The organism is Halomonas sp. IOP_6, assembly GCF_021151565.1.
GTDB classification, from domain to species: domain Bacteria; phylum Pseudomonadota; class Gammaproteobacteria; order Pseudomonadales; family Halomonadaceae; genus Vreelandella; species Vreelandella alkaliphila.
In genome coordinates this window covers 97,613-124,485 of record NZ_JAIRBO010000007.1, presented here as the reverse complement: position 1 = coordinate 124,485, position 26,873 = coordinate 97,613, and the positions used below count along the sequence as shown (strand labels likewise).

The following is a 26,873-nucleotide window of genomic DNA, read 5'->3' as shown; positions in this document are numbered from 1 at the left end:
GCGTGCAAAATGGCGGGGTAGCGCAACAATAGGTTAAATGTCGTGTTTTAGTGTCGAAAACAGTGTTCGATGTAAGGTATCCTAGCGTATCCCTTGCTCACGCTAAAGCGCGATGAGGCATTCTTCCTGTTTGCCGTTGACCTTAAGAGATCGCCATGGCCCGTCCTAGACAGCATGCGCCCGATGCCCTCCACGCGCAGGTCATGCACGCTTGTGATGAGTGGTTGGCTAAGCAGCCAGTCCATGGTTTGTCACTGCGTGCCCTGGCCAGAGAAGTGGGCTGCGCGCCAAGTACGCTGCTTAAATTATATGGCAGCTTTAATAACTTATTGCAGCACGTCAACGTTGAAACGTTGGCACGCTTACAGCATACCATTACTAGCCTGGCAGAAGATGATCCTGAGCCATGGCTGCGCTCGCTAGCGCTCGCTTATTGGCGCTTCGCTGAGCAAGGCTGCTACCGCTGGCAGCTGCTATTTGATTATCCACTGGCCCAAGAAGGCGAGCTGGATCAGCGCCAGAGTGATCTTATTGAAGCGCTGTTCACTCAGGTGGAAACGTCGTTGAAACGGTATCAGCCAGCATTGGATGATCTTGAAGCGCGACGCCTTGGGCGCACCCTCTGGGGAAGCGTACACGGCTTGGTGCAGCTTGGATTAAACGAGCGCTTAGGCTATTGGCAAGGTCAGCAGTTGAAGGTGGATGAACTGCTGGATCAGCTAATGAGCACGGTGCTGGCTGGCCTGCGCCATCGGGAGACGGCGACGTGACGTGGTGGTTGAAAATGGTTCGTTGCGCGTTGCGTCGCGTCATTTATGTCATTATGCGTGTGTGTTATCGGTTCTCTGTACATGGCCAAGAGAACGTGCCTAAGCGCGGCGCTGCCCTGGTAGTCTGTAACCACGTCAGCTTTATGGATGCGTTGGTGTTAGGCGGCGGTAGCCCCAGGCCGCTGCGGTTTGTGATGGATCAGCCTATCTTTGAGTCCCGCTGGCTAAAGTGGTGGTTCCAGCTTGTGGGCGCGATTCCGATTGAATCAGAGCGGCATAGTCCTGGTGCGCTGCGTCGAACGCTGGATGAGGTGAGTCGCGCGCTTCGCGCAGGTGATATCGTAATGGTGTTTCCTGAAGGGCGTATCACTCCAGATGGCGATATCCACGCCTTTAGGCGCGGGCTCGAAACCATTCTTGCTCGCGATAATGTGCCCGTCATTCCGGCTGGCTTGGCGGGGTTGTGGGGGTCTTGGACATCACACTACGGTGGCAAGGCACTTAAAAAATGGCCGTCACGTTTTCGTGCGCGGGTTAGCTTACACTTCGGGCCGCCGGTGTTGGTTCATGAGGTGGAGGATATCGCCTTGCGTCGCTATTTAGAGGCCCGCGTGAGGGCGCTGAAAGCGGCGGGTGATAGCGAAATCACCCACCGCCAAATTGGTTAGACGGTTAGTCGCTACGTTCGGCGTGCAAGGCGCAGCTTTTGCCAGCAGCGTGCTGAAGTGATCAGGTTGTCACGGATTTCTAAAATTTCCATCCGCGTATTACCAATCTGCAAGCAGGCAGGCCCTTCCGGAAACGCTTCCAGGTGCTCAAGGATTAAGCCATTCAGGGTTTTGGGGCCGTCAGTGGGCAGTTGCCAGCCAAGCATTTTGTTAATTTCACGAATATTGGCAGTGCCCTCAATGACATGGCTGCCATCATCTTGCTGATGAATTTCATCATCTTCTGAGACATCGGTGGTGAATTCCCCGACAATCTCCTCAAGAATATCTTCTAAGGTTACCAAGCCTTCCACGTCGCCGTACTCATCCACCACAATACCAATACGCCGCTTCTGCTTTTGGAAGTTCAGTAGCTGTGTATGTAACGGTGTGGATTCGGGAATGAAATACGGCTCCCGTGCTTCTTGAACAATCGCTGCTTTGGTGACTTCGCTGCGCGATAGAAAGCGCGCTGCATTGCGTAGATGCAGCATGCCAATAATATTGTTGATATCGCCTTTATAGACCGGTAGACGGGTATGTTGGCTGGTGCGGATCTGGGTAAGAATATCTTCCAGCGTGTCGTCAAGGTCGATGCCAAGAACTTCGTGTCGCGGCACCATGATGTCGTTAACCGTGACATTCTCAAGATCAAGAATCGACAGCAGCATAGCGCGGTGTCGGTAGGGAATTAGCGTGCCTGCTTCGTGAACGACAGTGCGCAGTTCATCGCGGGTTAAACTGTCGCCGCCGTTCTCAACACTTTTAACGCCCATTAGGCGTAATAGGCCATTTGAGATGACGTTGACTAGCCATACCAGTGGGTAAAGTAGTTTGAGCAGTGGCTCCAGGCCCAGGGAAGTAGGGTAAGCGATCCGCTCAGGCTTGATAGCCGCGTAGGTTTTCGGTGTCACTTCGGCAAAAATAAGGATTGTAATCGTCAGTAGCGCCGTTGAAATAGCTGGGCCGGAGACGTCACCAAAGAAGTGAATGGCAATGATGGTAGCAATCGAGGCGGCTAAGTTATTGACGAAGTTATTGCCAATTAAAATAACGCCAATCAGTCGATCGGGACGCGTCAATAACCGCATGACACGCTTTGCGCGGCGATCACCGCTGTTAGCTTGATGGCTTAGTCGATAGCGGTTTATCGACATCATGCCTGTTTCAGAGCTGGAGAAAAAGGCAGACAGCAATATCAAAATAGCTAGCAGGCCGAACAGTAACCCCAGGGGGAAGTCGTCGCTCAAGTCGAAAGTTCCTTTATGGCGTATTAGGCTCGATTTTTAGAAGTATGGAAGTGGCCTGTCAAGGCCACTGTTATCAACGCCAAATTAAATCAGTGCTGATAATACGGTGAGTATAGGTTTAGCGATTGAGCAAGATTTCCAGTACAAACTTGCTGCCAAAGTAAGCCAGCAGTAGCAGTATGCACCCGCCAAGCGTCCAGCGCACAGCGCGCATGCCACGCCAGCCAAAACGATATCGACCCACTAAAAGTGTGGTGAAAATAATCCACGCTCCCAGCGAAAGTACCGTTTTATGCACCAAATGCTGCGCGAACATATTGTCGAGAAAGATCAGCCCGCTGATGATCGAAAGTGTCAGCAATATAATGCCCGACCATACCAGTTCAAACAGCACTCTTTCCATGGTGGTGAGCGGTGGTAACGATTGCACAATGCCACGAATATGGTGATGGCGCAGTGCTTGGTTCTGCAGACCGACCAGCACCGCTTGAATCGCGGCAATTGCCAAGACGGCAAACGCCAGCGCAGAGCTGACGGCATGCAGTAAAATGCCGAGCGTTAAGCCGCTTTGGCTCCCCTGGCTCGGTAACCAAGTGGCAAAAATAAGCGCGATACCTGCGAGAGGGAATAGCACGATGCCAGCGTTGAGCACCGGCTTAAACAGGCTGGCGACGAGCACAACGTTGACGGCCACGGCCATCAGAAGCGTTGCGCTGGTTGTGAAACCAGGCAGTAGCCCTGGGGCTGAGCTAACAAGCTCCACAACCACTGGGATATGCAGTAAAAGCCCAAGCGCACCAAGTAGACGCACCATGCCCTGGCGTGGTGGCACGCGACGAAATAAAGTCATGCCCTGCCAGATGGCAGCGGCGACATAGAGTATAAAAGCGATCGTGGCGAAAGGGAGCGCCTGCATGATGCTATCCGTGCGCCTTGCAGCGCGTTGTTGAATCCAGTGTCATTTAATCAACGCTGTGAAAGTCAGCGGTGCTAAATCGTTCAAGCTAGAACAGTTTGCCTACTATAACCAATCATAGCGGCGTCGCACAGCCATCGATAACCAATGTTGACGACCATGGAGACTCGCGCGGCGAGCGCGTATAATCGATTCTACATTCGTCCGGTGTGACCGCCCGGCGACAACGACGGAGGCAGAGGCCCCATGTTTCAGAATCTGAGTGAGCGTCTTTCCCAGACGTTGAAGTCGATCAAAGGCCAAGCGCGGCTAACTGACGACAATATCAAAGACACCCTGCGCGAAGTGCGTAAAGCACTGTTAGAGGCAGATGTCGCCTTGCCGGTGGTGAAGGCATTTATTGAGCGTGTTCGTGAACGTGCTGTTGGCCAGGAAGTCTCGAAGAGTCTCTCACCAGGCCAGCAATTCGTTAAAATCGTCCAGCAAGAGCTGGAAGCGATTATGGGCGAAGCCAATGAAGGCTTATCCCTAAAAGGCTCACCTGCGGTCGTGTTGATGGCAGGCCTGCAAGGGGCGGGTAAAACCACCTCTGTTGCTAAACTGGCGCGTTATCTGCGTGAACGCGAAAAGAAAAAAGTGCTGGTGGTCTCCGCCGACGTTTATCGTCCAGCGGCGATTGATCAGCTAGAGACGCTGGCAAAAGAAGTTCAGGTGGATTTCTTTCCGTCTCGTTCCGATCAGAAGCCAGTGGATATTGCCACGGCGGCAATCAAACACGCCAAGATTCAGTTCCATGATGTCGTATTAGTCGATACCGCCGGGCGGCTGGCCATCGATGAAGCGATGATGGCCGAAATCCAGGCGCTGCATAAAGCAATTTCGCCGGAAGAAACGCTGTTTGTGGTCGATGCCATGACCGGCCAGGATGCGGTGAATACGGCGAAAGCATTTCACGATGCACTGCCGCTTACCGGGGTGATTCTCACCAAGGCTGACGGTGATGCCCGTGGTGGTGCAGCTCTTTCGGTACGCCATATCACTGGTAAGCCCATTAAGTTTATGGGGGTTGGTGAGAAAGTAGACGCCCTAGAGCCTTTCCATCCGGACCGTGTGGCATCACGGATTCTGGGTATGGGCGATATGCTGTCGCTGATCGAAGAAGCCGAGCGCACGGTGGATAAAGACAAAGCCGCCAAGCTGGCCAGTAAGGTCAAGAAGGGTGACGGTTTTGACCTGGAAGATTTCCGCGATCAGTTACAGCAGCTCAAGAAAATGGGCGGCATGGGTGGCCTACTTGGCAAACTGCCCGGCATGGGGCAAATGGCTGAAATGGCACAAGGCCCTGGTCCGGAGAAAGAGCTTGGCAAGCTGGAGGCATTGATTAACTCAATGACCCCTAAAGAGCGCCGCAAGCCCGATATCATCAATGGTTCGCGCAAACGCCGTATTGCAGCGGGTGCTGGCCTGCAAGTACCTGACCTGAATCGCCTGCTAAAACAGCATAAGCAGATGCAGAAAATGATGAAAAAAGCAGGCAAAAAAGGCGGGATGCAGAAAATGATGCGCGGCATGTCTGGCATGATGGGCGGCGGCGGGCCGGGTGGTCCTGGCGGTGCCGGTGGAATGGGCGGTATGGGTGGCCCCGGCGGTCTTCCCTGGCGTTAAGCCATTGTTAGCAACCTTGTAACGTGCTTGGCAAGGTTGACGGCTTAAGAGTTTTCTGGCTGTCAGGCTTTCCAAGCAGAGCGCATTTGCGTAGAATGCGGCCTCTTCATGCGTGGGTGTTGGCAAAAATGCGCGAGCATCGCCTTACCATCTGCCAGTGAAGAACCTGATGGTACGCAGCAAATCACTGATTTTAGTCTGCAGTGCCGAGAAAATAGTATGACGAGTGTTCTGTTAGCGATCTGCGCTATTGCACACTCTCGTAACCTCAACCGAAGGATAGTTATCGTATGGTTACCATTCGTTTGGCACGTGGTGGCGCCAAAAAGCGTCCCTTTTATCACCTGACTGTTACTGATTCACGCAACGCCCGTGACGGCCGTTTCATCGAGCGTATCGGCTTCTTCAACCCGGTTGCCCGTGGTCAAGAAGAGCGTCTGCGCGTTGATCTTGAGCGTGTTACTCACTGGCAGAGCCAAGGCGCCCAGTTGTCTGGTCGTGTTGCTGAGCTGGTTAAAGAAGCGCGTAAACAGGCTTAAGCCGGTTAATGCGTGACTGTCAGTAAGTGATAGTAGGTGATGTTGTCGTTGTAATTTGTTGGAGCGGTCGTCGATGACGCGTTTTGAAACTAGCCATACAGACGACGCACATGTGGTGCTTGGTAAGCTAACTAGCCCTCACGGGATTAAAGGTTGGCTTAAGGTCTACTCCTATACCAATCCCATAGACAGCATCATGGAATACCCAGAATGGTGGGTGCGCCAAGGGGAATCCCTTACGCGCATGACCGTGATTCAGGGACGTCGGCAAGGCAAGGGTCTTGTGGTGCAGCTAAAAGGTGTTGATGACCGAACGGCAGCCGAAGCGCTGGCGCAAACGGACATTCTGATGCCGAAAGAGGTACTGCCTACGCTTTCCGATGATGAGTATTACTGGCATGAGCTTGAAGGCTTAACTGTCTTCACTCAGTCAGGCGAGCGGTTAGGGCAGGTCAGTTACCTGTTTGAAACCGGCGCAAACGATGTCATTGTGGTGCGCGGTGATAACGACGCAATTGATAAGCGTGAGCGGCTGCTACCTTTCTTACCCGATGATGTAATTGTTGAAATCAGCCTCGAAGATGGCCGTATGGTCGTGAATTGGGATCCTGAGTTTTGAAAACAGGTTTGAGTAAGCAGTTGTCGAGCGAGCTCACAGTAACTGATTCAACTGTTACTGCAGCAAACGGTGAAGAAAGCAGCTTAATGGATGCTCCCGCGATGTGGATTGGCGTGGTATCGCTGTTTCCAGAGATGTTCGATGCGATTACCCAACAAGGTGTGGTTGGTCGAGCGGTAGAGAAACAGCGTATTGCCCTGGAATTTTGGAATCCGCGCGATTACGCCACCGACCGCCACCGCAGCGTGGACGATCGCCCTTACGGCGGCGGCCCCGGTATGCTGATGAAGGTAGACACCCTGCGTGCTGCTATCTTTGATGCTCGGCAACGAGCAGAGCAAGCGACGGGACAATCGCCTACCGTGATCTATCTCTCGCCCCAAGGGCGTAAGTTGGATCAGCAGGGTGTTCAAGCGCTCGCCTCAGCAGGCCCTCTCGTAGTGGTCGCTGGGCGCTATGAAGGCATTGATGAGCGCGTGGTGGAAAGTGACATTGATGAAGAATGGTCAATTGGTGACTATGTGCTGAGCGGTGGTGAGTTGCCAGCAATGGTGCTAATTGACGCGGCGGCACGGCTGGTACCCGGTGTGTTGGGTCACCAGGATTCCGCTATCGAAGACTCGTTCAATGATGGCTTGTTAGACTGTCCGCACTATACCCGTCCTGAGACGATTGACGGGCGACAAGTGCCTGATGTGCTGTTAAGCGGTAATCATGCGGCCATCAAGCGCTGGCGGTTAAAACAGTCGTTAGGCCGTACATGGCAGCGCCGTCCTGATTTATTAGCAGGGCGTACGCTTGATGCCGAGCAACAGCGGCTTCTAGACGAGTTTATCGAGGAACACGCTCTGTCAACTAAGTGATTGTTCTTCAATTGCATAGAACCGAGCGGCGGTGCAGGGCAAATTAGGCAGATAGTCTGTGAGACAGTTAGTCTACGAGACTTAGCCTACGCACCTGCGTCACCCATAACGACTCCCGCGTAGCTCGCTTCGAGCGCCGGGATCACGGTTTGCCCCTTCCACAACTGCGTGGCAAGCCATTACGTTATTTAGGAGTATGAAAATGAGCAGCAAGAACAAGGTGATCCAGGCGATCGAATCCGAGCAAATGGGCAAAGAGATTCCGGCCTTTGCACCGGGCGACACCATCGTCGTTCAGGTTAAAGTAAAGGAAGGTACTCGTGAGCGCCTGCAGGCGTTTGAAGGTGTGGTCATCGGTAAGCGTAACCGTGGCCTGAACTCCGCTTTCACCGTACGTAAAATTTCTCACGGTGTTGGTGTTGAGCGTACTTTCCAGACCTACAGCCCGTTGGTTGACTCTATTGAAGTCAAGCGTCGCGGTGACGTTCGTCAAGCCAAGCTGTACTACCTGCGCGAGCGCAGCGGCAAGTCGGCGCGTATCAAGGAAAAGCTGGCTTAACTGCCACTTTTTCACGGGCGCACGCTGTTTTTGACATGCGTAGTTTTTGAAATGCGTAGTTTTTGACATGCGTCGCGCTCGGATACCAAGACCCCGTCACCGCTTTGCGGGGCGGGGTTTTTGTTTGTGTGGTACCACCGTCAAGAGACCGTTAGCCTATGAGCGTGATAGATGCCTATCTAGATGCCTTATGGTTAGAGCAAGGGGCAAGCGACCATACGTTAGCGGCCTATCGGCATGACTTAACTGCTTGGCAACAGCAGCTCGAAAGTGCGGGAGAAACACTGTTAACTCCTTCATCAGAGCGTTTTAGCGAGTGGTTGGAATTACGTCGAGAACAGGGCTATCAACTACGCAGTAATGCACGGCTACTCTCGTCGCTGCGCAGTTTTTACCGTTGGGCACGGCTTTATGGGCATATCGCCAGTGACCCATTGGCCAATGTGTCGCTGCCGCGGGTACGCCCTAGCTTGCCGAATACCCTGGAAGAGGAAGAGGTTGAGCGTCTGTTGCTCGCCCCTGATATCAGCACCTCGCTTGGAGTTCGCGACCGCACCATGCTTGAGCTGTTGTATGCCTGCGGGCTACGCGTGTCGGAGCTGGTTGGATTGACTGGCGATGCGGTCAATCTTCGCCAAGGGGTTGTTCGCGTAAGAGGCAAGGGCGATAAAGATCGGCTGGTGCCAATGGGTGAAGAGGCTGCCGAGTGGATAGGGCATTATGTGAAGACGGCTCGGCCTGCGCTGATGCAAGATCCTACACGGCCCGCGCTGTTTCCTGGGCGAGCAGATAAAGCCATGACGCGGCAAACGTTTTGGCACCGCATTAAAGCCCACGCTATCACTGCGGGTATTACTCGGCCCTTGTCGCCTCACACGTTACGCCACGCATTTGCGACTCATTTATTGAATCATGGTGCTAATTTGCGGGTCGTACAGCTGTTGTTAGGTCATAGCGACCTATCTACAACGCAAATTTATACGCATGTTGCCCAGGCGCGCCTGGAGCAATTGCATGCCGAACACCATCCGCGAGGTTGAAGATACAATGCATCAACGTATGTCTTTAGTTGCTAAATCCTGTGTTCCCTGGCTGGCGCTTGCGGGGTGTTTACTGCCTGCTGTTGCCAGTGCTGACTCCGTTTCCGAGTATCTGACGGAGAACTTGCAAGTTAACGGCCAGTCAATGCCGGTGGAGCAGGTAAACGCAACGCCAATGGACGGGGTGTACCACGTTGTTCTGGAAAGTGGTGAATCTTTTTACTCCAATGCCGATGGTAGCCACTTTTTGGTAGGGGACCTCTATCAAAACGCGGATAATGGTTTGGTTAACTTAACCGAGCAGGCGCGTAACCAGGAAAGGGCTACAGTGCTTGCTGCCATTCCAGCGAGCGAGCGAGTCGTTTTTCAAGGTGTGGGTGAGCCGAAAGCTACGGTAATTGTGTTTACGGATCCTACCTGCCCATACTGCGAGCGGCTACATGAAACGGTGCCTGAGCTTAACGAGCGCGGCATTGCAGTGCACTATATGGCCTTTCCACGCGCAGGCATGGGCAGTGGTGCTGCGACGACGCTTGAGCAAGTGTGGTGTTCGGATAACCGTAGCGAGGCCATGACTCAAGCTAAACAAGGCCAAACGCTTGCTGCATCGGCAAACTGCGATAACCCCGTTGCCGATCAGTACGAATTAGGTAAGGCTGTGGGCGTGCAGGGTACTCCTGCGATTGTGTTGCCCGACGGGAAAATGGTGCCAGGGTTTGTACCCCCCGACCGGCTCGTTAGCATGTTAGGCTTGGAAGACGAATAACGTCACGTGCAGTGACGAACGATAGCGCTGAGACACTGATTTAAGAGGCGGCACCTATGGGTGCCCATCACGAAAGGGGAAGTATTTTGAAACCGGTAAGAGTAGGCATTTGTGGGTTAGGTACGGTCGGTGGCGGTACATTTAACGTCTTAACACGTAACGCTGATGACATTAGCCGTCGTGCTGGCCGCCCGATTGTGATTGAACAGGTTGCCCACCGCAGTATTCACCCTGACTGCGATATTACCGGCATTAATGCGACCTCTGACGTGTTTGAGGTGGCTAATAACCCTAACGTGGATGTGCTGGTAGAGCTGATTGGTGGCTACGATATCGCCCGCGAGTTGGTGCTAACGGCGATTGAAAACGGCAAACACGTTGTGACTGCCAACAAGGCATTGATTGCTGTTCACGGTAATGAAATTTTCCGCGCCGCGCATAAGAAAGGCGTCATTGTTGCCTTTGAGGCGGCTGTGGCGGGCGGTATTCCGGTCATCAAATCGCTACGCGAAGGCCTTGGTGCTAACCGTATCGAGTGGGTAGCGGGCATCATAAACGGCACCGGTAACTACATTCTCACCCATATGCGTGATGAAGGTCGCGCGTTTGAAGACGTGTTGGCCGAAGCCCAAGCGCTAGGTTACGCGGAGTCTGACCCCACTTTCGACGTGGAAGGTATCGACGCTGCCCATAAATTGACCATCCTGGCGTCAATTGCCTATGGCGTGCCGCTGCAGTTTGATAAAGCCTTCACCGAAGGTATTTCTCGCATTACTGCAGAAGACGTCGAGCAGGCCGATAACCTGGGTTACGTGATTAAGCATCTGGGCATCTCTAAACGGACTGATCAAGGGCTAGAGCTCCGAGTTCACCCGACGTTGATTCCTAAAGAGCGCCTGCTGGCGAATGTGCACGGCGTTAAAAATGCGATTGCTGTGATGGGCGATGCGGTTGGTCCAACACTTTACTACGGCGCTGGCGCCGGTGCTGAGCCGACAGCGTCTGCCGTCGTAGCCGACCTGCTGGATGTTGCCCGTGATATCGCCACGGATCACCACTACCGGGTGCCTTACCTAGCGTTTAGCGGCATCGACGATGATGCCAGTCAACTGCCTATTATGCCGATGGAAGATATTACCACAGCGTATTATCTGCGTCTGTTGGCGGTGGATCGCCCGGGTGTGTTGGCGCGTGTTGCCACCATTCTGGCCGAGCAGGGCATCTCTATTGAAGCGCTGATCCAGAAAGAGGCTACTGAAGGTGAGTTGGTGCCGATCATTTTGCTGACGCATCGCACAAAAGAGAAACAGATGAACGATGCTATCCGTGAAATCGAGTCCATGGCGGATATTGCTGGGCCGGTTACCCGTATTCGCGTTGAAAGTCTGAGCGAAGGGGAGTAACTCATGCGTTATATCAGCACGCGTGGCCAAGCGCCCGCGCTCTCCTTTGAAGAGGTTGTGCTAACCGGAATGGCCAGCGACGGCGGACTTTATGTGCCGGAAACGCTGCCCGAGTTTTCTAAGGAAGAGCTGGCCAGCATGGCTGGCCTTTCCTACGCCGAGATTGCTTTTCGGGTCATGAAGCCGTTTGTAAATGGTGAAATTGACGACGATACCTTCCGTCGCTTGGTGACAGAAGCTTACGCCACGTTCAATCATGACGCCGTTGTGCCGTTAAAGCAGTTGAATGCCAATCACTTTCTGCTAGAGCAGTTCCATGGCCCAACGCTGGCGTTTAAAGATGTCGCGCTGCAGCTGCTAGGGCGGCTACTGGATCATTTCCTGAAAAAGCGTGGTGAACGTGCCGTCATTATGGGCGCGACCTCTGGGGATACCGGTTCCGCGGCTATTGAAGGCTGTCGCCACTGCGATAACCTCGATATTTTTATTCTCCACCCGCATAACCGCGTGTCTGAAGTGCAGCGCCGCCAGATGACGTCTGTGCTCGCCAACAACGTCTTCAATATTGCTATCGAAGGCAATTTTGATGATGCCCAGGCAATGGTTAAGGCGAGCTTTGCTAATCAGGATTTCCTGAATGGCACGCGCTTAGTGGCGGTGAACTCGATCAACTGGGCGCGCATTATGGCGCAGATCGTGTACTACATCGCCGCTGGTGTTGCATTGGGCGCGCCTCAGCGAGAAGTGAGCTTCTGCGTTCCGTCGGCTAACTTCGGTAACGTCTTCGCAGGCTACATGGCGTTTAAGATGGGGCTGCCGGTGAAGCAGTTCATTATTGCCACTAATGCCAACGACATTCTGCATCGCACGCTTGCCGCCAATGATTTCTCCAAGAAAGAGTTGGCAGCGACCCTCGCGCCGTCAATGGACATCGTTGTTTCGTCAAACTTTGAGCGTTTGCTGTTTGATGCATACGACCGCGATGGTGCCGCTGTGGCAGCGCTACTAGAACGCTTCCAGCAAGAGCCTACGGCGCTTGCCGATGCACCGCTGGCCAAGCTGCGCGAAAAATTCGCCAGCCATAGCGTTGATGATGCGACCATTCTGGAAGTCATTCGTGAAGCCCATCACCGTACTGGGGAGATCCTTGACCCCCATACGGCCACTGGCTATCGCGCTGCAGAGCGCGCACGAGTGGATACCACGACGCCGGTGATTACGCTTGCTACCGCGCATCCGGCGAAATTCGCTGAAGCCGTGGTCAAGGCAGGTTTCCAGGGTGTGCCGTTGCCCACTCATATGGATGATTTGCTTGAGCGCGAAGAGCGTTACACGGTGCTGCCCGCTGAGCTGAGCGCCGTGCAGCAGTTTGTCGCTGACAATCGGCGCTGAGGCGTAATGGCCGACGAACCCGCACTTACGCAGCAGAACGCCAATCAGCCACGCTTAGAGCCTCGTCCACTGGACGAGGCTATCTATGTGCGTGCCCAAGCGGAAGGCTTAAGCGAGCTACAGGCACGGCTATTGGCCTCACGATTGCCGGGCTATAAGGGCGAGCTCGCACCGCTGGTGGCGCCGAGTTTGCGTTACTTGGCGCATCCAGAAAAGCTAGCCGATGGCCGCCGTGCCGCTGAACGTATTGCCCAGGCAGTGGCAGAAGGGGAATCCATCGGCATACTCACCGACTACGATGTGGACGGCATCACCTCCCATGTGGTGATTCGGCGTACGTTGGTGGAGCTGTTTGGCGTATCCGAACACAAGTTACATAGTTTGATTGGCCACCGTATCCACGATGGCTATGGCATTAGCCTGCCGCTGGTGGAGCGCACACTTGGTTTAAAACCGCTGCCCTCGCTGGTGATTACCGCCGACTGCGGCAGCTCAGATGAGCCGCGAATTGCACGCTTGAAAGCCGCTGGTATTGATGTGGTAGTCAGCGACCACCACGCGCTGCCGTTGGAAGGCCCACCGCCTTCTGCCTATGCCTGCGTTAACCCGACACGCAGTGATTGTGACTATCCCGATAAAACGATCGCCGGGTGCATGGTGGCATGGCTTTTGATGTCACTTGCCCGTGGCGTATTGATTGAATGGGGGGCAATGCCTGATGCGACACCTAAGCTATCACCGTGGCTTTCTTACGTTGCACTGGGCACCGTAGCGGACTGTGTTTCGCTGGGCGGTAGTCCGGCTAACCGCGCAGTGGTCAACTACGGATTAACGCTGATCAACCGTATGGACGCTGCCTGTTGGCGCGCCATGGCGGCGCGGCTTGGGGCAGATAGTGTGCCATTTAACGCTGAAACGCTGGCGTTCCAAATGGGGCCACGAATTAACGCTCGCTCACGGCTGGATGACCCCTATGCGGCGTTACATTTTATGCTCGCGGAAAGTGATAGTGTCGCCAATCGTCAGCTAGAGGTGCTTGATCAAGACAACCAGTCTCGCAAGGCGATTGAAGCGGACATGGCGGAAGAAGCGCGTGCACTTGCCGTTTCGTCGCTGGAGGCTAATGAGCCTGCTGTGGTGGTACTGCTGGAAGATGGCCACCCTGGCGTGCAAGGTATTGTCGCTTCGCGGTTAGTGCAGGCCTATGGCCGCCCCGCGTTGGTGCTGACCCGCGCGGCGGCGCCCAATATGTTGACCGGTTCTGGTCGCTCGATTGATGGCCTGCACCTACGGGATGCGCTGCAACGTACCTTTGAGCTAGCTCCTGAGTCGCTACCGCGCTTTGGCGGCCATAGTGGGGCGGCGGGTGTCGGCGTACCAAGAGAACAGTTAGCGGCCTTTAAAGCTGCTTTTTTACAGGCCGTTGGTGAGCAACTGGGCGATACACCGCTTTATCCGCGGCTATGGACAGATGGCGAGCTCTCTACGTCGCAGCTATCTCTGTTAACGCTAAGCGAAGTTGAAGCGCTTGGCCCTTACGGGCGTGAGTTTGACCCGCCACTATTTGAAGGGCGCTTTATTGTTGAAGCACTACGCCCAGTAGGTGCTGAAGGTTCTCACCTGATGATGGAACTTTCCATGGGCGCGGTGACTAGCAAAGCGATTTGGTTCCGGGCGTTAACGCCGGGGGAGCTCCCCTCATTTAGCGTGGGCGACACGCTGCACTGCGCCTATAAGCTCAATCGCAACCGCTGGCGAGGACGAGAGTCCTTGCAGTTGATGGTAGAGCACGCCAGCCCTGTCTAATTCTCTTTGCTATTCGCGGATTTTAGTCAGTGGACAACATCGTTTGATGGTTGAATAAGACAGGAAACCTGGTATGTCAGACTCGCTTAGTGGTAGCAATGTGGCTGCCAGACCGTCACGTATCCTGTTTTTCCCTCTGGGGTGGGTGCTTGCGCATACAGTGCGTTGTATCGAGATAGCCAACGTACTGCGCCAACGTGGGCACGAAGTGATTTTCGCGGGTGATGATCCTAACCATCCCAGCTCTCGCTTGAGCCTTGTTCAGGAAGCAGGGTTCCCTCTTATCTATGCTCGAGAGCCGAATCTTCCCGATATATGGATACGCTTCCAACGTCTTGGCTGGAAAGCCTCCTTTTGGGATATGGTGCACCTACGCTATTGGGCGCCTCTAACCAAGATTATTGAGTCCCAGTTGCAGGCTATCGAACAGGCCAAACCTGATTTAGTGGTGGGTGATGCCACGGTAAGTGCCAGTACTGCCGCGTACATTGCCGGCGTCCCGTGTGCTGGCATCATGAATGGCTATGCCGCAAGACTGTTAACGCCGCCAACACCTACTTACTACGCTGCTAAAGGCTTAGACCGCTATTTACTGTCTGGTATCCGACGGCGACTTTATCAGAAGTATCAGCGGCCAGACCGAAATGCCTTTGACATGCTCTATCACATGCCAATGATTTCGCCTGATTTACCAGGGCTCTACAGCTTGCCTAAACGGTTTCGCGATTATCATATGGTAGGGCCGATCTCCCCAGATCTAACGGCCCCGTTACCTGAATGGTTTGATGAGCTCCAAGATGGCACGCCCAATATTTATATCACCATGGGGTCAACAGGGTTGTTAGAGCATTTCCTGCGCAGCACGTATCCCACGTTGGGAGCGCTGCCTTACCGTTTTATGGTGACCACCGGTGGTCAGGTAAGCGAAGAGGTGATGAACGCTGCCCCGAGTAATTTTCGTTTTACGCGCTATGCGCCTGGCTCACAGCTCTTGGCGCATGCCCGAGCAATGCTATATCACGGTGGCAATGGCAGTATGTATCAGTCATTAGCGGCGGGTGTGCCAATGCTGGCGCTGCCTGCCCACTATGAGCAGCGTCTCAATGCTCAAATTGGCGTGCGCCAAAAATTCGGCTTGCAGATGTCAGTGCGTAGAATTAACCCCAATAAATTGGTGCGACAGCTAGAGCGACTAATGCATGAGCCCGTATTTCGTCAATCTGCCCAGCGTTTTTCAAGCGCCGTGCAGAAAGCAAATGGGGCAGCCAATGCAGCCAATATACTAGAGAGTGCGCTGGGGCGCTGATGAAATAAGAGCCATTGAGCGTCGGAAATACGTTCTCCCTCCCCGGTGATTCTCTGTAAAGACACTGACGTTGCAGAGTCTCTTGGAAGAAGTGCTCGAATAATTCTACAAAAGGACATCCTCATGCGGGACGATCTGCCTAAAGATCCGCATAAATACTATGAAGATATGATGGCCATGGTACTTGGCACGCTGTTTGTTGCTTTAGGTGTGGCATTTTATACCCATTCGGTATTGATCACTGGCAGCACCGCTGGGCTGGCATTACTGCTGAATTACGTGACTGGGTGGGGATTTGGCTTCTGGTTTTTTGCCATCAATGTACCATTTTACTATTTGGCCATTAAGCGCATGGGGTGGAGTTTTACGCTGCGCACGTTTGCCGCTATCGGTCTCGTGTCGTTGTTTTCTGAACTCACCCAAGGTTGGGTACAGTTCGCCAATGTTCCGTCGCTGTACGCTGCGTTGATGGGAGGCGCTTTAATGGGCATAGGCATGTTGATGTTGTTCCGGCATCGAACCAGCCTTGGGGGAATTAATATTCTCGCGCTCTATCTGCAAGAAAAGCATGGCCTGCGGGCAGGCTATGTGCAGCTGGGGATCGACGGGGTAATTTTGCTGGTGGCACTGACCCAGCTACCGCTAGACCGCGTGGGTTACTCCGTGTTGGGGGCACTGACGCTGAATTTGATTATTGCCTTGAATCACAAACCAGGGCGGTATATCGGTGTTAGTTAAATAGAACTAACGAGACAGGTCGCTAGAGATTTCTTATCAAGCAGGGTAATTAACCGTCGATGCGCCAAGCCGGCTGTTCCTGTTAAGGTAGACGTCGTTAAATTTAGTTAAAAAGTATGTCCCGTGAATAAGAGTCGGCTTCCAAACATATAAATAGTAGGGCAGGGGACAATGCACCAAGATAGTGTTTTATGCAAAGCAGTAACAACAAAAAGTGCGAATGACCATCAGGGGCTTTCTGCGGCATTGAACCGGGCTAAGGGCTTGGAACCTCCGGTCAAGGTAACGCCTGTTTCAGCCAGTAAAGGCATCGTGCATCGCTTGCGTCTAGCGCAGCACAATCTGCTTTCTGTCTGGCGGGAGGAAGACTACTCAATACGTACCTCGCGCATGGCGCTGATGAAGCAAGACTATGTTCTGTGTAATAGCCCCGATACGGTTCGTCGCGTTTTCCTTGAGCAGCACGACAACTATGATCGTAAAAGTCCGCAAATGCGCCGTGCTCTGGAACCGCTTCTTGATGATGGGTTGTTTGTCAGCGATGGCGATTTGTGGCGTCAGCGCCGCCGCCAGTGCGCGCCATCGCTAACCAACGCTCTGTTACCCGGTTTCTGTACCACCATGACCGCCTCGGCGGAGGAAACTGCCAAGCGATGGGCCCAGCATCCATCAGATACGCCCATTGATATGCTGACTGAGATGGCTCATTTAACAGCGCGTATCATTGGCCGAACGATTTTTGGGGATGATACCACCGACGAAGAAGCTGAGCAGGTGGTGGCTGGTTTTACCGAATATCAGCGTCATTCTGAGCATTTAGATATGGCCAATATGCTGGGATTGCCATTTTTAAGTTTGCTAGGTAATCCACTGCGAAGAGCACGTACGCGCTATTCAGCAAAACAAGTGCATGAAATTATAGACCGTATTATTGATCGTCATACGCACAGATCAGGGCAAGGACAGCATAGCCTGATTGAGAGCTTTATGACGTCTATGAAAGATGGCGGAGATAATAGCTGCCCGATGGGCCGAAAAGCAGTGCGTAATGAAGCGATTGTCATGTTTATGGCAGGCCATGAAACGACTGCTAACGCATTGGCGTGGTGCTGGTACCTGCTTGATTATGACCCTCAGGCTATGGCGCGTCTGCAGCATGAACTTGATGACGTGCTCGGTGGTAGAACGCCGTGCTATGAAGATGTCGCTAAGCTGCCTTATACAATGGCGGTATTTGAGGAAGCCATGCGGCTATATCCGCCGGTACCCATGCTGAGCCGGCAAGCGCGAGGAGGTGATAAGGTGCGCAATCGCGATGTGCGTGAAGGGACCGTTTTGCTCGTATCCCCTTGGCTGCTGCACCGGCATCGTAAATTGTGGGAGGCGCCCGATCATTTTGTTCCAGAGCGTTTTCTTCCAGATGCTCCACGTCCAGACAAATTTGCTTATCTACCCTTTAGCGTGGGGCCACGTGTTTGTCTCGGAAAACGCTTTGGGCTTTACGAAGGTGTTCTCTGCTTGGCAACATTGGCACAACATTTCACGCCTAAACTAGTGAAAGGCCACCAAGTAAGCATTGAATGTCGACTGACATTACGCCCACAAGGCGGCCTACCCATGATGCTACAGCCACGATGAAATGACTTATCAGGCGCTAAGCCAAAACCACCATACGATAGCGGCGATAAGACCGATTCCTACCAGGTTGATCAATAGGCTCATGAGGCCTCCTGTTGGGCGGTTTTCCAAAGCCGTAAGCGGTTGGCGTTGCTCACCACGGTGATTGACGATAGCGACATGGCCGCACCGGCAATGATGGGTGACAGTAGCATGCCGGTGAACGGGTAAAGCACGCCGGCAGCAATCGGGATGCACAGTACGTTATAGCCAAAGGCTCCGACTAGGTTCTGTTTGATGTTGGTGAGCGTCGCCCGGCTTAACTCGATAGCAGTAGCCACACCATGTAGCGAACCGCGCATTAAGGTAATCCCAGCGCTCTCCATAGCGATGTCGGTGCCCTGGCCGATGGCAAAGCCAACGTTGGCACGAGCCAGTGCTGGGGCATCATTAATGCCGTCTCCAACCATGCCTACAACCTCTCCTGCCTGCTGACGACGCTCAATTTCCGCGTGTTTATCATCTGGCGTCATGCCAGCTCTAAACTCGCTAATGCCCACTTCTCGTGCCACGGCGGCCGCGGTTTGTTGATTATCTCCAGTAAGCATGACGACGGTTAAGCCATCTTCTTGTAAGCGTTTCACTGCGGCAGCCGCGTCAGCACGCAGCGGGTCACTGATGCCGAATAGAGCGGCTAGCTTGCCATTGGCTGCCAGGTATACCAATGAGCGTGCTTTCGCCTCTAGCTGGCGTACGCTCTCTTCGGCAGGGGTTAGGTCCACGCCAGCCTCTTCAAGTAGGCGAGCATTGCCCAGCAGCAGTGAGTCGCCTGCTTGGGTGCTACCTTTCACACCGCCACCGGTGACGCTATCAAACGTATCCAGTGTTTCAGCGGTGGCATTATGCGCTTCCGCATAAGCTGTTAATGCATTGGCTAACGGATGTTCCGAACGACTTTCCAGTGCGGCTACCCAGGAGAGCACTTGCGAAGAGTCATTATGTAGCACCGTCGCATCGGTCACTTGAGGCTTGCCCTCAGTCAAAGTACCGGTTTTGTCCACCACTAAGGTGGTGATTTGGCTGGCGGTTTGTAACGCTTCACCGCTTCTTACCAGCACGCCGTGCTCGGCGGCTTTACCCACCCCAATCATGGTGGAAATGGGTGTTGCCAGCCCTAATGCGCAGGGACAGGCGATAATCAGTACCGTGGTGGCGGTCACCAGCATATGGATCACCACGGGAGCGGGGCCGATGTTAAACCAGATCAGCGCGGTTAGTACGGCGATGATCATCACGCTGGGAACAAAAATTCCCGATACCTTATCGGCCAATTCGCCAATTGGCGGACGGGAGTTTTGAGCGCTGGCGACCTGTTCGGTTATACGACCCAAGCGAGTATCGATGCCCACACGAGTGGCGCGATAGACCAAGCTGCCATTGCCGTTAACAGTACCAGCGCTGACATCGTCATCCGCGTTTTTATGAACGGGCAGCGGTTCACCGGTCAGCATGGATTCATCAATATAGCTTTGACCATCGAGTACGATGCCATCCACTGGCAGTCGTTCGCCGGGGCGTACGCGGATATGATCGTCTATCGCTACGTCGTCAACAGGCAACTCCTGCTCTTGGCCATTACGGATCACGCGTGCAGTTTTCTCCTGCAGGTCTAGCAAGCGTTTTAATGCACTGCTGGTGCGTCCACGGGCACGTAACTCCATGGCATTGCCGAGCAGGATGAGCCCCACCACCATGGCCGATGCTTCAAAGTAGATGCCTTGAGCGACCTCTGGTAGCCAAGGAGCAAACGCCACGACCATCATCGAATAGAGCCAGGCGGTACCCGTACCCATGGCCACGAGCGTGTCCATATTGGCCTGATGGAGCTTGAACTGTTTCCAAGCGTTGGTAAAAAAGTGCCGCCCTGGAAATGCCAAAATAGCCAGGGTAAGCAGGCCAATGACCAGCCAATAAAGACGGCCCATTCCCATGGGGTGCGGGTGATAAACGAACATGCTCAGCATGAGCGGAATAGCCAGCGCTAATGACAGCATGCTGCCGCGCAGGCGCTGGCGATAGGTTGCGGCCTCTTGGGACTCACGAATGCGTTCGGCCTCGCGCATGTCGACAATGGGCTCGGCGCGGTAGCCTGCTGCCGCCACAGCGTTAATCAGAGCTTCGCGCTCAACCCTACCGGTTACTTGGGCGGTGTGGGTGCCAAAGTTCACCGAGGCGTCGGTAACGCCCGGGGTGTTGACCAACGCTTTTTCGACGCTATTCACACAGCCTGCGCAGGTCATGCCACTAATCAATAGCCTCTGTTGAGGCGCGCTGGTGGGCGTCTCATTTTCAGCCGTCAGTTTGTCGTTACCGTTATCGACCGTTGGCGCAGTATCACTTTCCGTCGGTGGTTGAGTCTCGCTGTTGGAGTCACCCGGCGGATAGCCCGCTTCACTTAATGTGCTGTCCAGCGCATCGTTTTCTAACGTACTGGTAACTTCCAAGCGTTTTTCTGCGGGAAAGCCTTCAACGAGGGCGTTGGGGTCTGCGGCTTGAATCGCCTCGCGCATACGCTTTACGCAGCCCTGGCAATTCATGCCCGGCACGGTGCGACTCAGTGTTTGTGGCTGCATGGTGCGTGATTGCATGGTGTCTCCTCGGGAAAACTCTCAATTAAACGGCATAGGCTATGACCATCGGGCATGCCATTTGGCATGTGCTGCCAGCTCTCTAATGCCTGTTCCATGCGTTGGGCGAGCGCTTCAAGCTCGGCAATGCGTGCCCGTATTTGTGGTAGTCGGTGGGTAAGTAGATCGCGCACCAATGGGCATGGGGAGTCGCCTTGATCGGCGTGAGCCAGGATGTCGCGAATCTCAGCCACACTAAAGCCGAGCTTGCGTGCTCGTTGAATAAAGTGCAGTCGCTCTAAGTCAGTAGTTGAAAATAACTGGTAACCGTTCTCAGGGTGGCGTGTTGGTGCCAGCAACCCTTCACGGGTGTAATGGCGAACCGTTTCTGCGGTAACGCTACCGCGTTTGGCAAGTTCGCCGACCTTCATCTCTCCAGGCTGCATAACGTCCTCTGCGTGGAAGTTTTGATGTTTTTAAGTGTAAAACCTATGGGTAACACATAGGTCAAGCGATATTGTGACCTTCAGTCGAAATGACTAAAACACTGATTTAAAACACTCGTTCGACTAATGTATAAGTCAAAACCGAAATAAAACGCTCGTTTGCCCTTGATCCCAAGCGGTCATTAGGCGAAAACTGAGGTGTTAGAACAAAGAGGGTGGATGGAAGTATCCATCGGATCATTGGGAAGAGAGGCCCACTATGCATAATAAATTTAAAAAGCTCACCTTGGCGGCCGCAGTAGCATCAGTTGCTTTTGTTAGTCAGGCGCAAGCAGGCGGTTATCAAATCAATGAGCAGAGCGTCAGCGGACAGGGATATGGTCATGCCGGGCGCAGCTCAAATGTGCATGATGCAACCATTGTGTACGGTAACCCGGCAGGTATGTCGTTTCTTGATCGTGCCCAAATTACGGTAGGTGGCACGTTCCTCAACGTAAATAGCGACATTTCTAATGTACGTGCCTCACAGAGTAGCCCTGCTTTCCTACAAGCGACAGGGGGGGCGACAGATACGTTGCCAGTGGCGGGCACCAACGATGGTGACATGGTGCCAGGTACGCTAATTCCCTTTGCCTTCTATGCGCACCCTGTTAATGAAAAGCTGGCATTCGGTTTTGGGGTCTACGCGCCATTCGGTTCTAAAACCGAATACGAAAATGGTTTTCAGGGGCGTAACCAGGGCAACTACACCGAAGTAAAAGTGATGACGGCTCAGCCAACGGTCTCGTATCGTTTTAACGAGCAGTGGTCTGTCGGCGCAGGCCTCACCTATAACCGAGTAGAGGGTGAACTGCGTCGTCAGGTGCCTGTGGCAACTCCGCTAGGCCTTTCTGAAGTGGATTCGCGTGTGGAAGGCGATGATGAGGCCTGGGGCTATAACTTGGGTGTCATTTATCAGCCAGCACCTGAAACTACGTTCGGCTTAACGTACCGCTCAAAAGTAGATTTTAATCTGGAAGGTAGCTTTGCGGCTAACTCACCTGTGTTGGATCAGCTAGGGATCGGCACAGTAACAGATACGGCAGCGCTGGATTTAACAACGCCTGAAACAGTCAACTTCTCGTTGACTCAGGAAATGAGCGACAAGCTGAAGCTGATGTTCGGTGTTTCCTGGGCACGCTGGAGTCGCTTTGACCAGATTTTGGTCACCGGCACCGAGCGTGGTGAAATTACCAACGAACAGCAGAATTACTCCAATGCGTGGGCATTCTCTACCGGTGGCGAGTACCAGTTAACACCAACAGTAGCACTACGCGCTGGGGTAGCGCTGGACTTTACGCCCACCCAGGATGAAACTCGCAGCGTGCGTATTCCCTCTGACGACCGTCGGATTTTCTCGATTGGTGCAGGCTGGAGCCCCACGCCTGATTTAACCTTGGACGTTGCCTACTCGTACCTTACCGAGCGCAGCACCCAGGTTGATCAGAGCAAAACCGACAGCTTCACCGTGGCCGGTCAGCAAACACCGCCGATTACCTCTAACTACTCAGCGGACTACAAAAACGAAGCCCATGGCTTCGGTGCTCAGCTTACCTATCGTTTCTGATGATAAGCTGTCTGCTTTAATCGTTTTACCTATAAACCCGGCTTACGCCGGGTTTTTTTGCGTGGCGATCGTTTTTCAGGGTGGGTGCGGTAAGCGTTGGCTTTCGTTACAATGCGTCTCAGAATTTCGCCGCTGGGGCGGCTAGCGTTGGCATTTGTAAGCCTAGGCGCTTAGCTGCCCCAGCGGCGCCTGTCTCTTTTGAACCGTGCGATACTGACCAAGGCTAGGCGATCCATGTTGGAAACTAACCCGATTCATAACCAGATCAAGGACCTGTCTGAGCGGACAGACGTTCTTAGGGGGTATCTTTGACTATGCCGAACGCAAAGATCGGCTAGAAGAAGTCTCCCGCGAACTTGAAGACCCTAATGTCTGGAATGATCCAGATTATGCCCAGAAACTGGGTAAAGAGCGGGCATCGCTTGAAGCCATCGTGGCCACCATCGATGAGCTCGACCAAGGCTTGGCTGATAGTCGCGACTTGCTTGAGCTTGCGGAAATGGAAGATGACGAAGGCACCGTCGATGAAGTGCGCAAAGAGCTCGATGGTCTGCAAGCGGCACTGGAAAAGCTTGAGTTTCGCCGCATGTTTTCCGGTGAAATGGACGAGAATAATGCCTATCTGGATATTCAGTCTGGGTCGGGCGGTACCGAAGCTCAAGACTGGGCGAATATCCTGCTGCGTATGTACTTACGCTGGGCGGAGAGCCACGGTTTCAAAGCAGAGATTATCGAAATTTCTGCTGGTGAAGTAGCAGGCATTAAATCGGCGTCGCTGCATATTCAAGGTGACTATGCTTTTGGCTGGTTGCGCACTGAAACTGGTGTGCACCGTCTAGTGCGTAAAAGCCCGTTTGATTCCGGCGGCCGCCGTCATACGTCGTTTGCATCGGTATTTTTGTCGCCGGAAATTGACGACAGCTTTGAGGTTGAAATTAATCCCTCTGACCTGCGGGTAGACACCTATCGCTCTAGCGGTGCGGGTGGCCAGCACGTTAACACCACCGACTCAGCAGTACGGATCACCCACGAGCCGACCGGCATTGTGGTGGCGTGTCAGAATCAACGCAGCCAGCATGCCAACCGCGACTTCGCCATGAAGCAGTTGAAGGCCAAGTTGTGGGAACACGAAATGCAAAAGCGCAATGCGGCCAAGCAGGAAGCGGAAGACTCTAAAGCCGATATCGGCTGGGGCAGCCAAATTCGCTCGTATGTACTGGACGATCAACGCATCAAAGACCTGCGCACCGGCGTTCAGTCTAGCAACTGCGACAAAGTGCTCGACGGCGATTTAGATCAGTTTATCGTCGCCAGCCTGAAGCAGGGTTTGTAAGAAGCCTCTGATTAATGTGATGAGCGCAGACCAGACAAGGCAAAAATCAACGAAAAAGCGCAGTTTACGGGTTGTAAATGAGCATTTTGAGGCGATTTTTAACGCAGTATGGCCAAGCGCAATAGTTAATCAGGGGGTTCGTCATCTTTTTAGCGTTTGAACATTGAACAGGGTGCCCGATGGCTAACCAAGACGCGTCTTCTCTCGATAACGAAAACCACCTAATCGCCGAGCGCCGTGCCAAGCTTGCGGCTCGCCGTGAGCGCGCCGCTGAGCAAGGTAAGAGTGCTTTCCCGAACGATTTTCGCCGTGACAGCCTCACGGTTGAGCTACACAACCTGCTGGGCGAAAAGGATAAAGCGGAGCTTGAAACGCTTGATCATCAAGCATCGGTGGCTGGTCGCGTCATGCGTAAGCGTGGCCCGTTTATCGTGATCCAAGATGTGGCCGGCCAAATCCAGCTCTACGTAGATAAAAAGGGCTTGCCTGCTGACGTGCTTGAGGACATCAAAGGGTGGGATATCGGTGATATCGTCGCTGCCCGTGGCCCAGTACACAAGTCGGGTAAGGGCGACCTGTACGTGATGATGGTAGAAGCGCAGCTGTTGACCAAGAGCCTGCGTCCACTGCCGGATAAGTTCCACGGCCTGACCGATCAGGAAGCGCGTTATCGCCAGCGCTACGTAGACCTGATCATGAACCCGCAGTCGCGTAAGGTATTTGAAACTCGCGCGGCGGTAATCAGCTCCATGCGCCGCTTCTTTGAAGCTCGCGGCTTTATGGAAGTTGAAACGCCGATGCTGCAGCCGATCCCCGGCGGTGCGGCAGCGCGGCCATTTATTACTCACCATAATGCGCTGGATATTGATATGTATCTGCGTATTGCACCAGAGCTTTACCTCAAGCGTCTGGTGGTGGGTGGTTTCGAGAAGGTTTTTGAAATCAACCGTAATTTCCGTAACGAAGGGTTATCTACGCGACATAACCCTGAGTTCACCATGGTCGAATTCTATTGGGCCTACGCGGATTATCGTGATCTGCTCGATATGACCGAAGCCATGCTGCGCACGGCGGCCCAAGAAGTGCTGGGCACCACGACGATCGAGTACCAAGGCGCTAGCTATGACTTCGGGAAGCCGTTCCAACGCCTAACACTACGCCAAGCGATTCTTGATCATGGCGACGGCATCACCGATGCGGATTTGGATACGCTGGAAGCCGCACAAGCGGTTGCAGAAAAGCTGGGCATTAAAGTGAAGGAGAGCTGGGGGCTGGGTAAAGTTCAGACCGAGATCTTCGAAGAAGTGGCCGAGCACAAGCTGGACCAGCCGACGTTCATTACTGAATACCCCGCAGAAGTTAGCCCGCTGGCGCGTCGTAACGATGCTAACCCGTTTGTTACCGACCGTTTTGAGTTCTTTGTCGGTGGCCGAGAAATTGCCAACGGCTTCTCGGAGCTTAATGACGCCGAAGATCAGGCTGAACGTTTCCGCGAACAGGCCGCCGAAAAAGATGCCGGTGATCTGGAAGCGATGTATTTTGACGCCGACTACGTGCGCGCGTTGGAGTATGGCTTACCGCCAACGGCGGGTGAAGGAATTGGTATTGACCGTTTAGTAATGCTGTTTACCGACAGCCCCTCTATTCGGGACGTACTGCTGTTCCCAGCGATGCGCCCCGAAGCCAGCGAGTAACGCTGACAAGCTCTAGACAATTGCGTGCGGTACGAAGCAACTGGAGTCTTTGGTGATTTTGCCAACGTCTTCACGAATACCAATGCCGCACGCCTTGTCACCGACTACCCAACTGCCGATCAGGGCATGCCGCTCGCCAAAGCGCGGCAGCGGGTGGTAGGCCTGCAAAATACGCGGGTTGTCGGTATAGGGGCCATCAACGGTTTCGTACTGGCCACTCGTGGTTATCAGCTCAATATTGCTACCTTCCCGAGAGAAAAATGGTTTGCGCACCCAGCCGGGTGTCAGCGACGTGCCATCACTGGTGTCAAAATACGCCGGTAACAGGTTGGGATGGCCTTCATGCCACTGCCATAGCAACGGCAGGATGCCCTTATTGCTGAGGATGGCTTTCCACGGAGGCTCGAACCAGTGGGTTTGCATCATGGGCAGCAGCTCACCGAAAGCGTCATCGCTCATTTCTTCCCAGGGGTAGAGCTTAAACAGTGCGCGGATGGGCCGGTTTTCCAGGTCAACAAAACAGCCGTGGTCGGTGTTGGGTTGATAGCCGATGTCTTCGATATGGATAAAGGGGGCATTCAGTCCCGCCTGTAGGGCACAGTCCTGCAGGTAAGCAACAGTGGCGCGATCTTCCTCATGGGCTTTGATGGAGGCGAAGTGCAGTGCCGGAGAGGCTGGTGGATCGCGTTCAAGGCGCTGCCCGATGTGGGCGAGAGCAGCAATCATGCGTTCTTGAATCGAATTGAATTGATCGGCGTGGGCAGGCAGCAGGCGCTGTTCGATCACCTGTTCAAGCCACAGCCACTGAAAGAAGCCCGCCTCGTAAATACTGGTGGGCGTATCGTAGTTAAGCTCTAGCAGTTTGGCAGGCCCATTACCGCTATAGGCAAAATCCATCCGCCCATAGAGGTGGGGCTGGCCATTACGCCAGGAGGCACGAATAACACCCCACATCTGTTCAGGGATATTTAACTGGTGAAGCAGGGCATCAGACTGGCAGACCCGGTCAACGGCATCCATACACATCTCGTGTAGCGCCTCGGTGGGATCTTCAATGTCTTGTTCGATCTGGGCCAGCGTAAACTGGTAATAGGCATCCTCGGTCCAGTAGGGCTCCCCTTCTATGGTATGGAAGTGAAACCCTAGCTGGTGCGCCAGTTCGCGCCATTGAGGGCGTTCAGTAATGGCAACGCGCAACATAAAACGGCTCC

23 protein-coding genes are annotated in these 26,873 nt (G+C 53.7%); 18 read left to right on the top strand and 5 right to left on the bottom strand.

The genetic code is table 11. The features are described from left to right. Nucleotides 1–155 precede the first annotated feature (155 nt). Both K7H08_RS14030 and K7H08_RS14025 read left to right on the top strand, forming a co-directional pair. Nucleotides 156–770 carry a TetR/AcrR family transcriptional regulator gene (locus K7H08_RS14030; RefSeq protein WP_231658289.1) on the top strand — a complete coding sequence of 205 codons (615 nt, stop codon included), beginning with the start codon at nt 156–158 and terminating at the stop codon, nt 768–770. A 14-nt stretch (nt 771–784) separates the two neighbouring features. Continuing rightward, entirely contained in the window at nt 785–1,438 is a 654-nt protein-coding gene (locus K7H08_RS14025) for a 1-acyl-sn-glycerol-3-phosphate acyltransferase (RefSeq protein WP_269438917.1), read from the top strand. Nucleotides 1,439–1,449: 11 nt separating this feature from the next. Here the strand turns inward: K7H08_RS14025 and K7H08_RS14020 are convergent, their stop codons facing one another. Together K7H08_RS14020 and K7H08_RS14015 are read right to left on the bottom strand one after the other, a co-directional pair. Continuing rightward, nucleotides 1,450–2,727 (bottom strand): HlyC/CorC family transporter, encoded by a 1,278-nt coding sequence (locus tag K7H08_RS14020; protein WP_038480964.1) that lies wholly within the window; start codon nt 2,725–2,727, stop codon nt 1,450–1,452. Between the two features lie 118 nt (nt 2,728–2,845). Further along, nucleotides 2,846–3,643: a cytochrome C assembly family protein gene (locus K7H08_RS14015; RefSeq protein ID WP_038480965.1), complete on the bottom strand. Its 798-nt coding sequence runs from the start codon at nt 3,641–3,643 to the stop codon at nt 2,846–2,848. A gap of 246 nt (nt 3,644–3,889) precedes the next feature. On the opposite strand from K7H08_RS14015, the gene ffh reads away from it, so the two are divergent. The 13 genes from ffh (at nt 3,890) to K7H08_RS13950 (ending at nt 17,977) form a co-directional block, all read left to right on the top strand. Continuing rightward, the gene (ffh, locus tag K7H08_RS14010; protein WP_009724080.1) at nt 3,890–5,308 is read left to right on the top strand and encodes a signal recognition particle protein; all 1,419 of its coding nucleotides are present in this window, start codon (nt 3,890–3,892) and stop codon (nt 5,306–5,308) included. A 290-nt stretch (nt 5,309–5,598) separates the two neighbouring features. Further along, entirely contained in the window at nt 5,599–5,847 is a 249-nt protein-coding gene (gene rpsP, locus K7H08_RS14005; protein WP_009724081.1) for a 30S ribosomal protein S16, read from the top strand. 73 nt (nt 5,848–5,920) lie between these two features. Next, on the top strand, nt 5,921–6,466 hold the full coding sequence (rimM, locus tag K7H08_RS14000) for a ribosome maturation factor RimM (protein WP_231658287.1): 546 nt from the start codon (nt 5,921–5,923) through the stop codon (nt 6,464–6,466). 101 nt (nt 6,467–6,567) lie between these two features. Further along, the gene (trmD, locus tag K7H08_RS13995) at nt 6,568–7,329 is read left to right on the top strand and encodes a tRNA (guanosine(37)-N1)-methyltransferase TrmD (protein WP_038486491.1); all 762 of its coding nucleotides are present in this window, start codon (nt 6,568–6,570) and stop codon (nt 7,327–7,329) included. A gap of 202 nt (nt 7,330–7,531) precedes the next feature. Next, nucleotides 7,532–7,888, top strand: coding sequence for a 50S ribosomal protein L19 (rplS, locus tag K7H08_RS13990; protein WP_009724084.1), 357 nt, complete (start codon nt 7,532–7,534; stop codon nt 7,886–7,888). Nucleotides 7,889–8,046: 158 nt separating this feature from the next. Continuing rightward, entirely contained in the window at nt 8,047–8,928 is an 882-nt protein-coding gene (gene xerD, locus K7H08_RS13985) for a site-specific tyrosine recombinase XerD (RefSeq protein ID WP_231658286.1), read from the top strand. After that, entirely contained in the window at nt 8,903–9,694 is a 792-nt protein-coding gene (locus K7H08_RS13980) for a DsbC family protein (protein ID WP_038480976.1), read from the top strand. Before xerD ends, K7H08_RS13980 begins: the two co-directional genes overlap by 26 nt. 86 nt (nt 9,695–9,780) lie before the next feature. Next, entirely contained in the window at nt 9,781–11,097 is a 1,317-nt protein-coding gene (locus K7H08_RS13975; protein WP_038486493.1) for a homoserine dehydrogenase, read from the top strand. A 3-nt stretch (nt 11,098–11,100) separates the two neighbouring features. After that, nucleotides 11,101–12,489, top strand: a complete 1,389-nt coding sequence (gene thrC, locus K7H08_RS13970; RefSeq protein ID WP_038480979.1) for a threonine synthase — start codon at nt 11,101–11,103, stop codon at nt 12,487–12,489. A gap of 6 nt (nt 12,490–12,495) precedes the next feature. After that, complete coding sequence (locus K7H08_RS13965) at nt 12,496–14,295, top strand: single-stranded-DNA-specific exonuclease RecJ (protein ID WP_038480982.1); 1,800 nt, start codon at nt 12,496–12,498, stop codon at nt 14,293–14,295. Nucleotides 14,296–14,368: 73 nt separating this feature from the next. Further along, on the top strand, nt 14,369–15,601 hold the full coding sequence (locus tag K7H08_RS13960; RefSeq protein ID WP_231658285.1) for a glycosyltransferase: 1,233 nt from the start codon (nt 14,369–14,371) through the stop codon (nt 15,599–15,601). Nucleotides 15,602–15,724: 123 nt separating this feature from the next. Beyond that, nucleotides 15,725–16,339, top strand: a complete 615-nt coding sequence (locus K7H08_RS13955; protein ID WP_231658284.1) for a YitT family protein — start codon at nt 15,725–15,727, stop codon at nt 16,337–16,339. A gap of 171 nt (nt 16,340–16,510) precedes the next feature. Then, nucleotides 16,511–17,977, top strand: a complete 1,467-nt coding sequence (locus K7H08_RS13950; RefSeq protein WP_038480990.1) for a cytochrome P450 — start codon at nt 16,511–16,513, stop codon at nt 17,975–17,977. 80 nt (nt 17,978–18,057) lie between these two features. Here the strand turns inward: K7H08_RS13950 and K7H08_RS13945 are convergent, their stop codons facing one another. After that, nucleotides 18,058–20,604 carry a heavy metal translocating P-type ATPase gene (locus tag K7H08_RS13945; protein WP_231658283.1) on the bottom strand — a complete coding sequence of 849 codons (2,547 nt, stop codon included), beginning with the start codon at nt 20,602–20,604 and terminating at the stop codon, nt 18,058–18,060. Then, nucleotides 20,571–21,014, bottom strand: coding sequence for a MerR family transcriptional regulator (locus K7H08_RS13940; RefSeq protein WP_038486497.1), 444 nt, complete (start codon nt 21,012–21,014; stop codon nt 20,571–20,573). Before K7H08_RS13940 ends, K7H08_RS13945 begins: the two co-directional genes overlap by 34 nt. A 274-nt stretch (nt 21,015–21,288) precedes the next feature. Between K7H08_RS13940 and K7H08_RS13935 the strand changes: the two genes are divergently transcribed. The 3 genes from K7H08_RS13935 (at nt 21,289) to lysS (ending at nt 25,662) form a co-directional block, all read left to right on the top strand. Then, nucleotides 21,289–22,635, top strand: coding sequence for an OmpP1/FadL family transporter (locus tag K7H08_RS13935; RefSeq protein WP_038480993.1), 1,347 nt, complete (start codon nt 21,289–21,291; stop codon nt 22,633–22,635). Nucleotides 22,636–22,869: 234 nt separating this feature from the next. Then, nucleotides 22,870–23,968, top strand: a protein-coding gene (gene prfB, locus K7H08_RS13930; protein WP_174412712.1) for a peptide chain release factor 2 whose coding sequence is annotated in 2 segments (ribosomal slippage) — nt 22,870–22,944 and nt 22,946–23,968 — 1,098 coding nt in all. Because the reading frame shifts where the segments join, the coding sequence is not laid out codon by codon here. A gap of 179 nt (nt 23,969–24,147) precedes the next feature. Further along, complete coding sequence (gene lysS / locus K7H08_RS13925) at nt 24,148–25,662, top strand: lysine--tRNA ligase (RefSeq protein ID WP_038481011.1); 1,515 nt, start codon at nt 24,148–24,150, stop codon at nt 25,660–25,662. Nucleotides 25,663–25,674: 12 nt separating this feature from the next. On the opposite strand, the gene K7H08_RS13920 is transcribed toward lysS, so the two are convergent. Beyond that, entirely contained in the window at nt 25,675–26,862 is a 1,188-nt protein-coding gene (locus K7H08_RS13920; RefSeq protein ID WP_231658282.1) for a glutathionylspermidine synthase family protein, read from the bottom strand. Nucleotides 26,863–26,873: the final 11 nt, after the last annotated feature.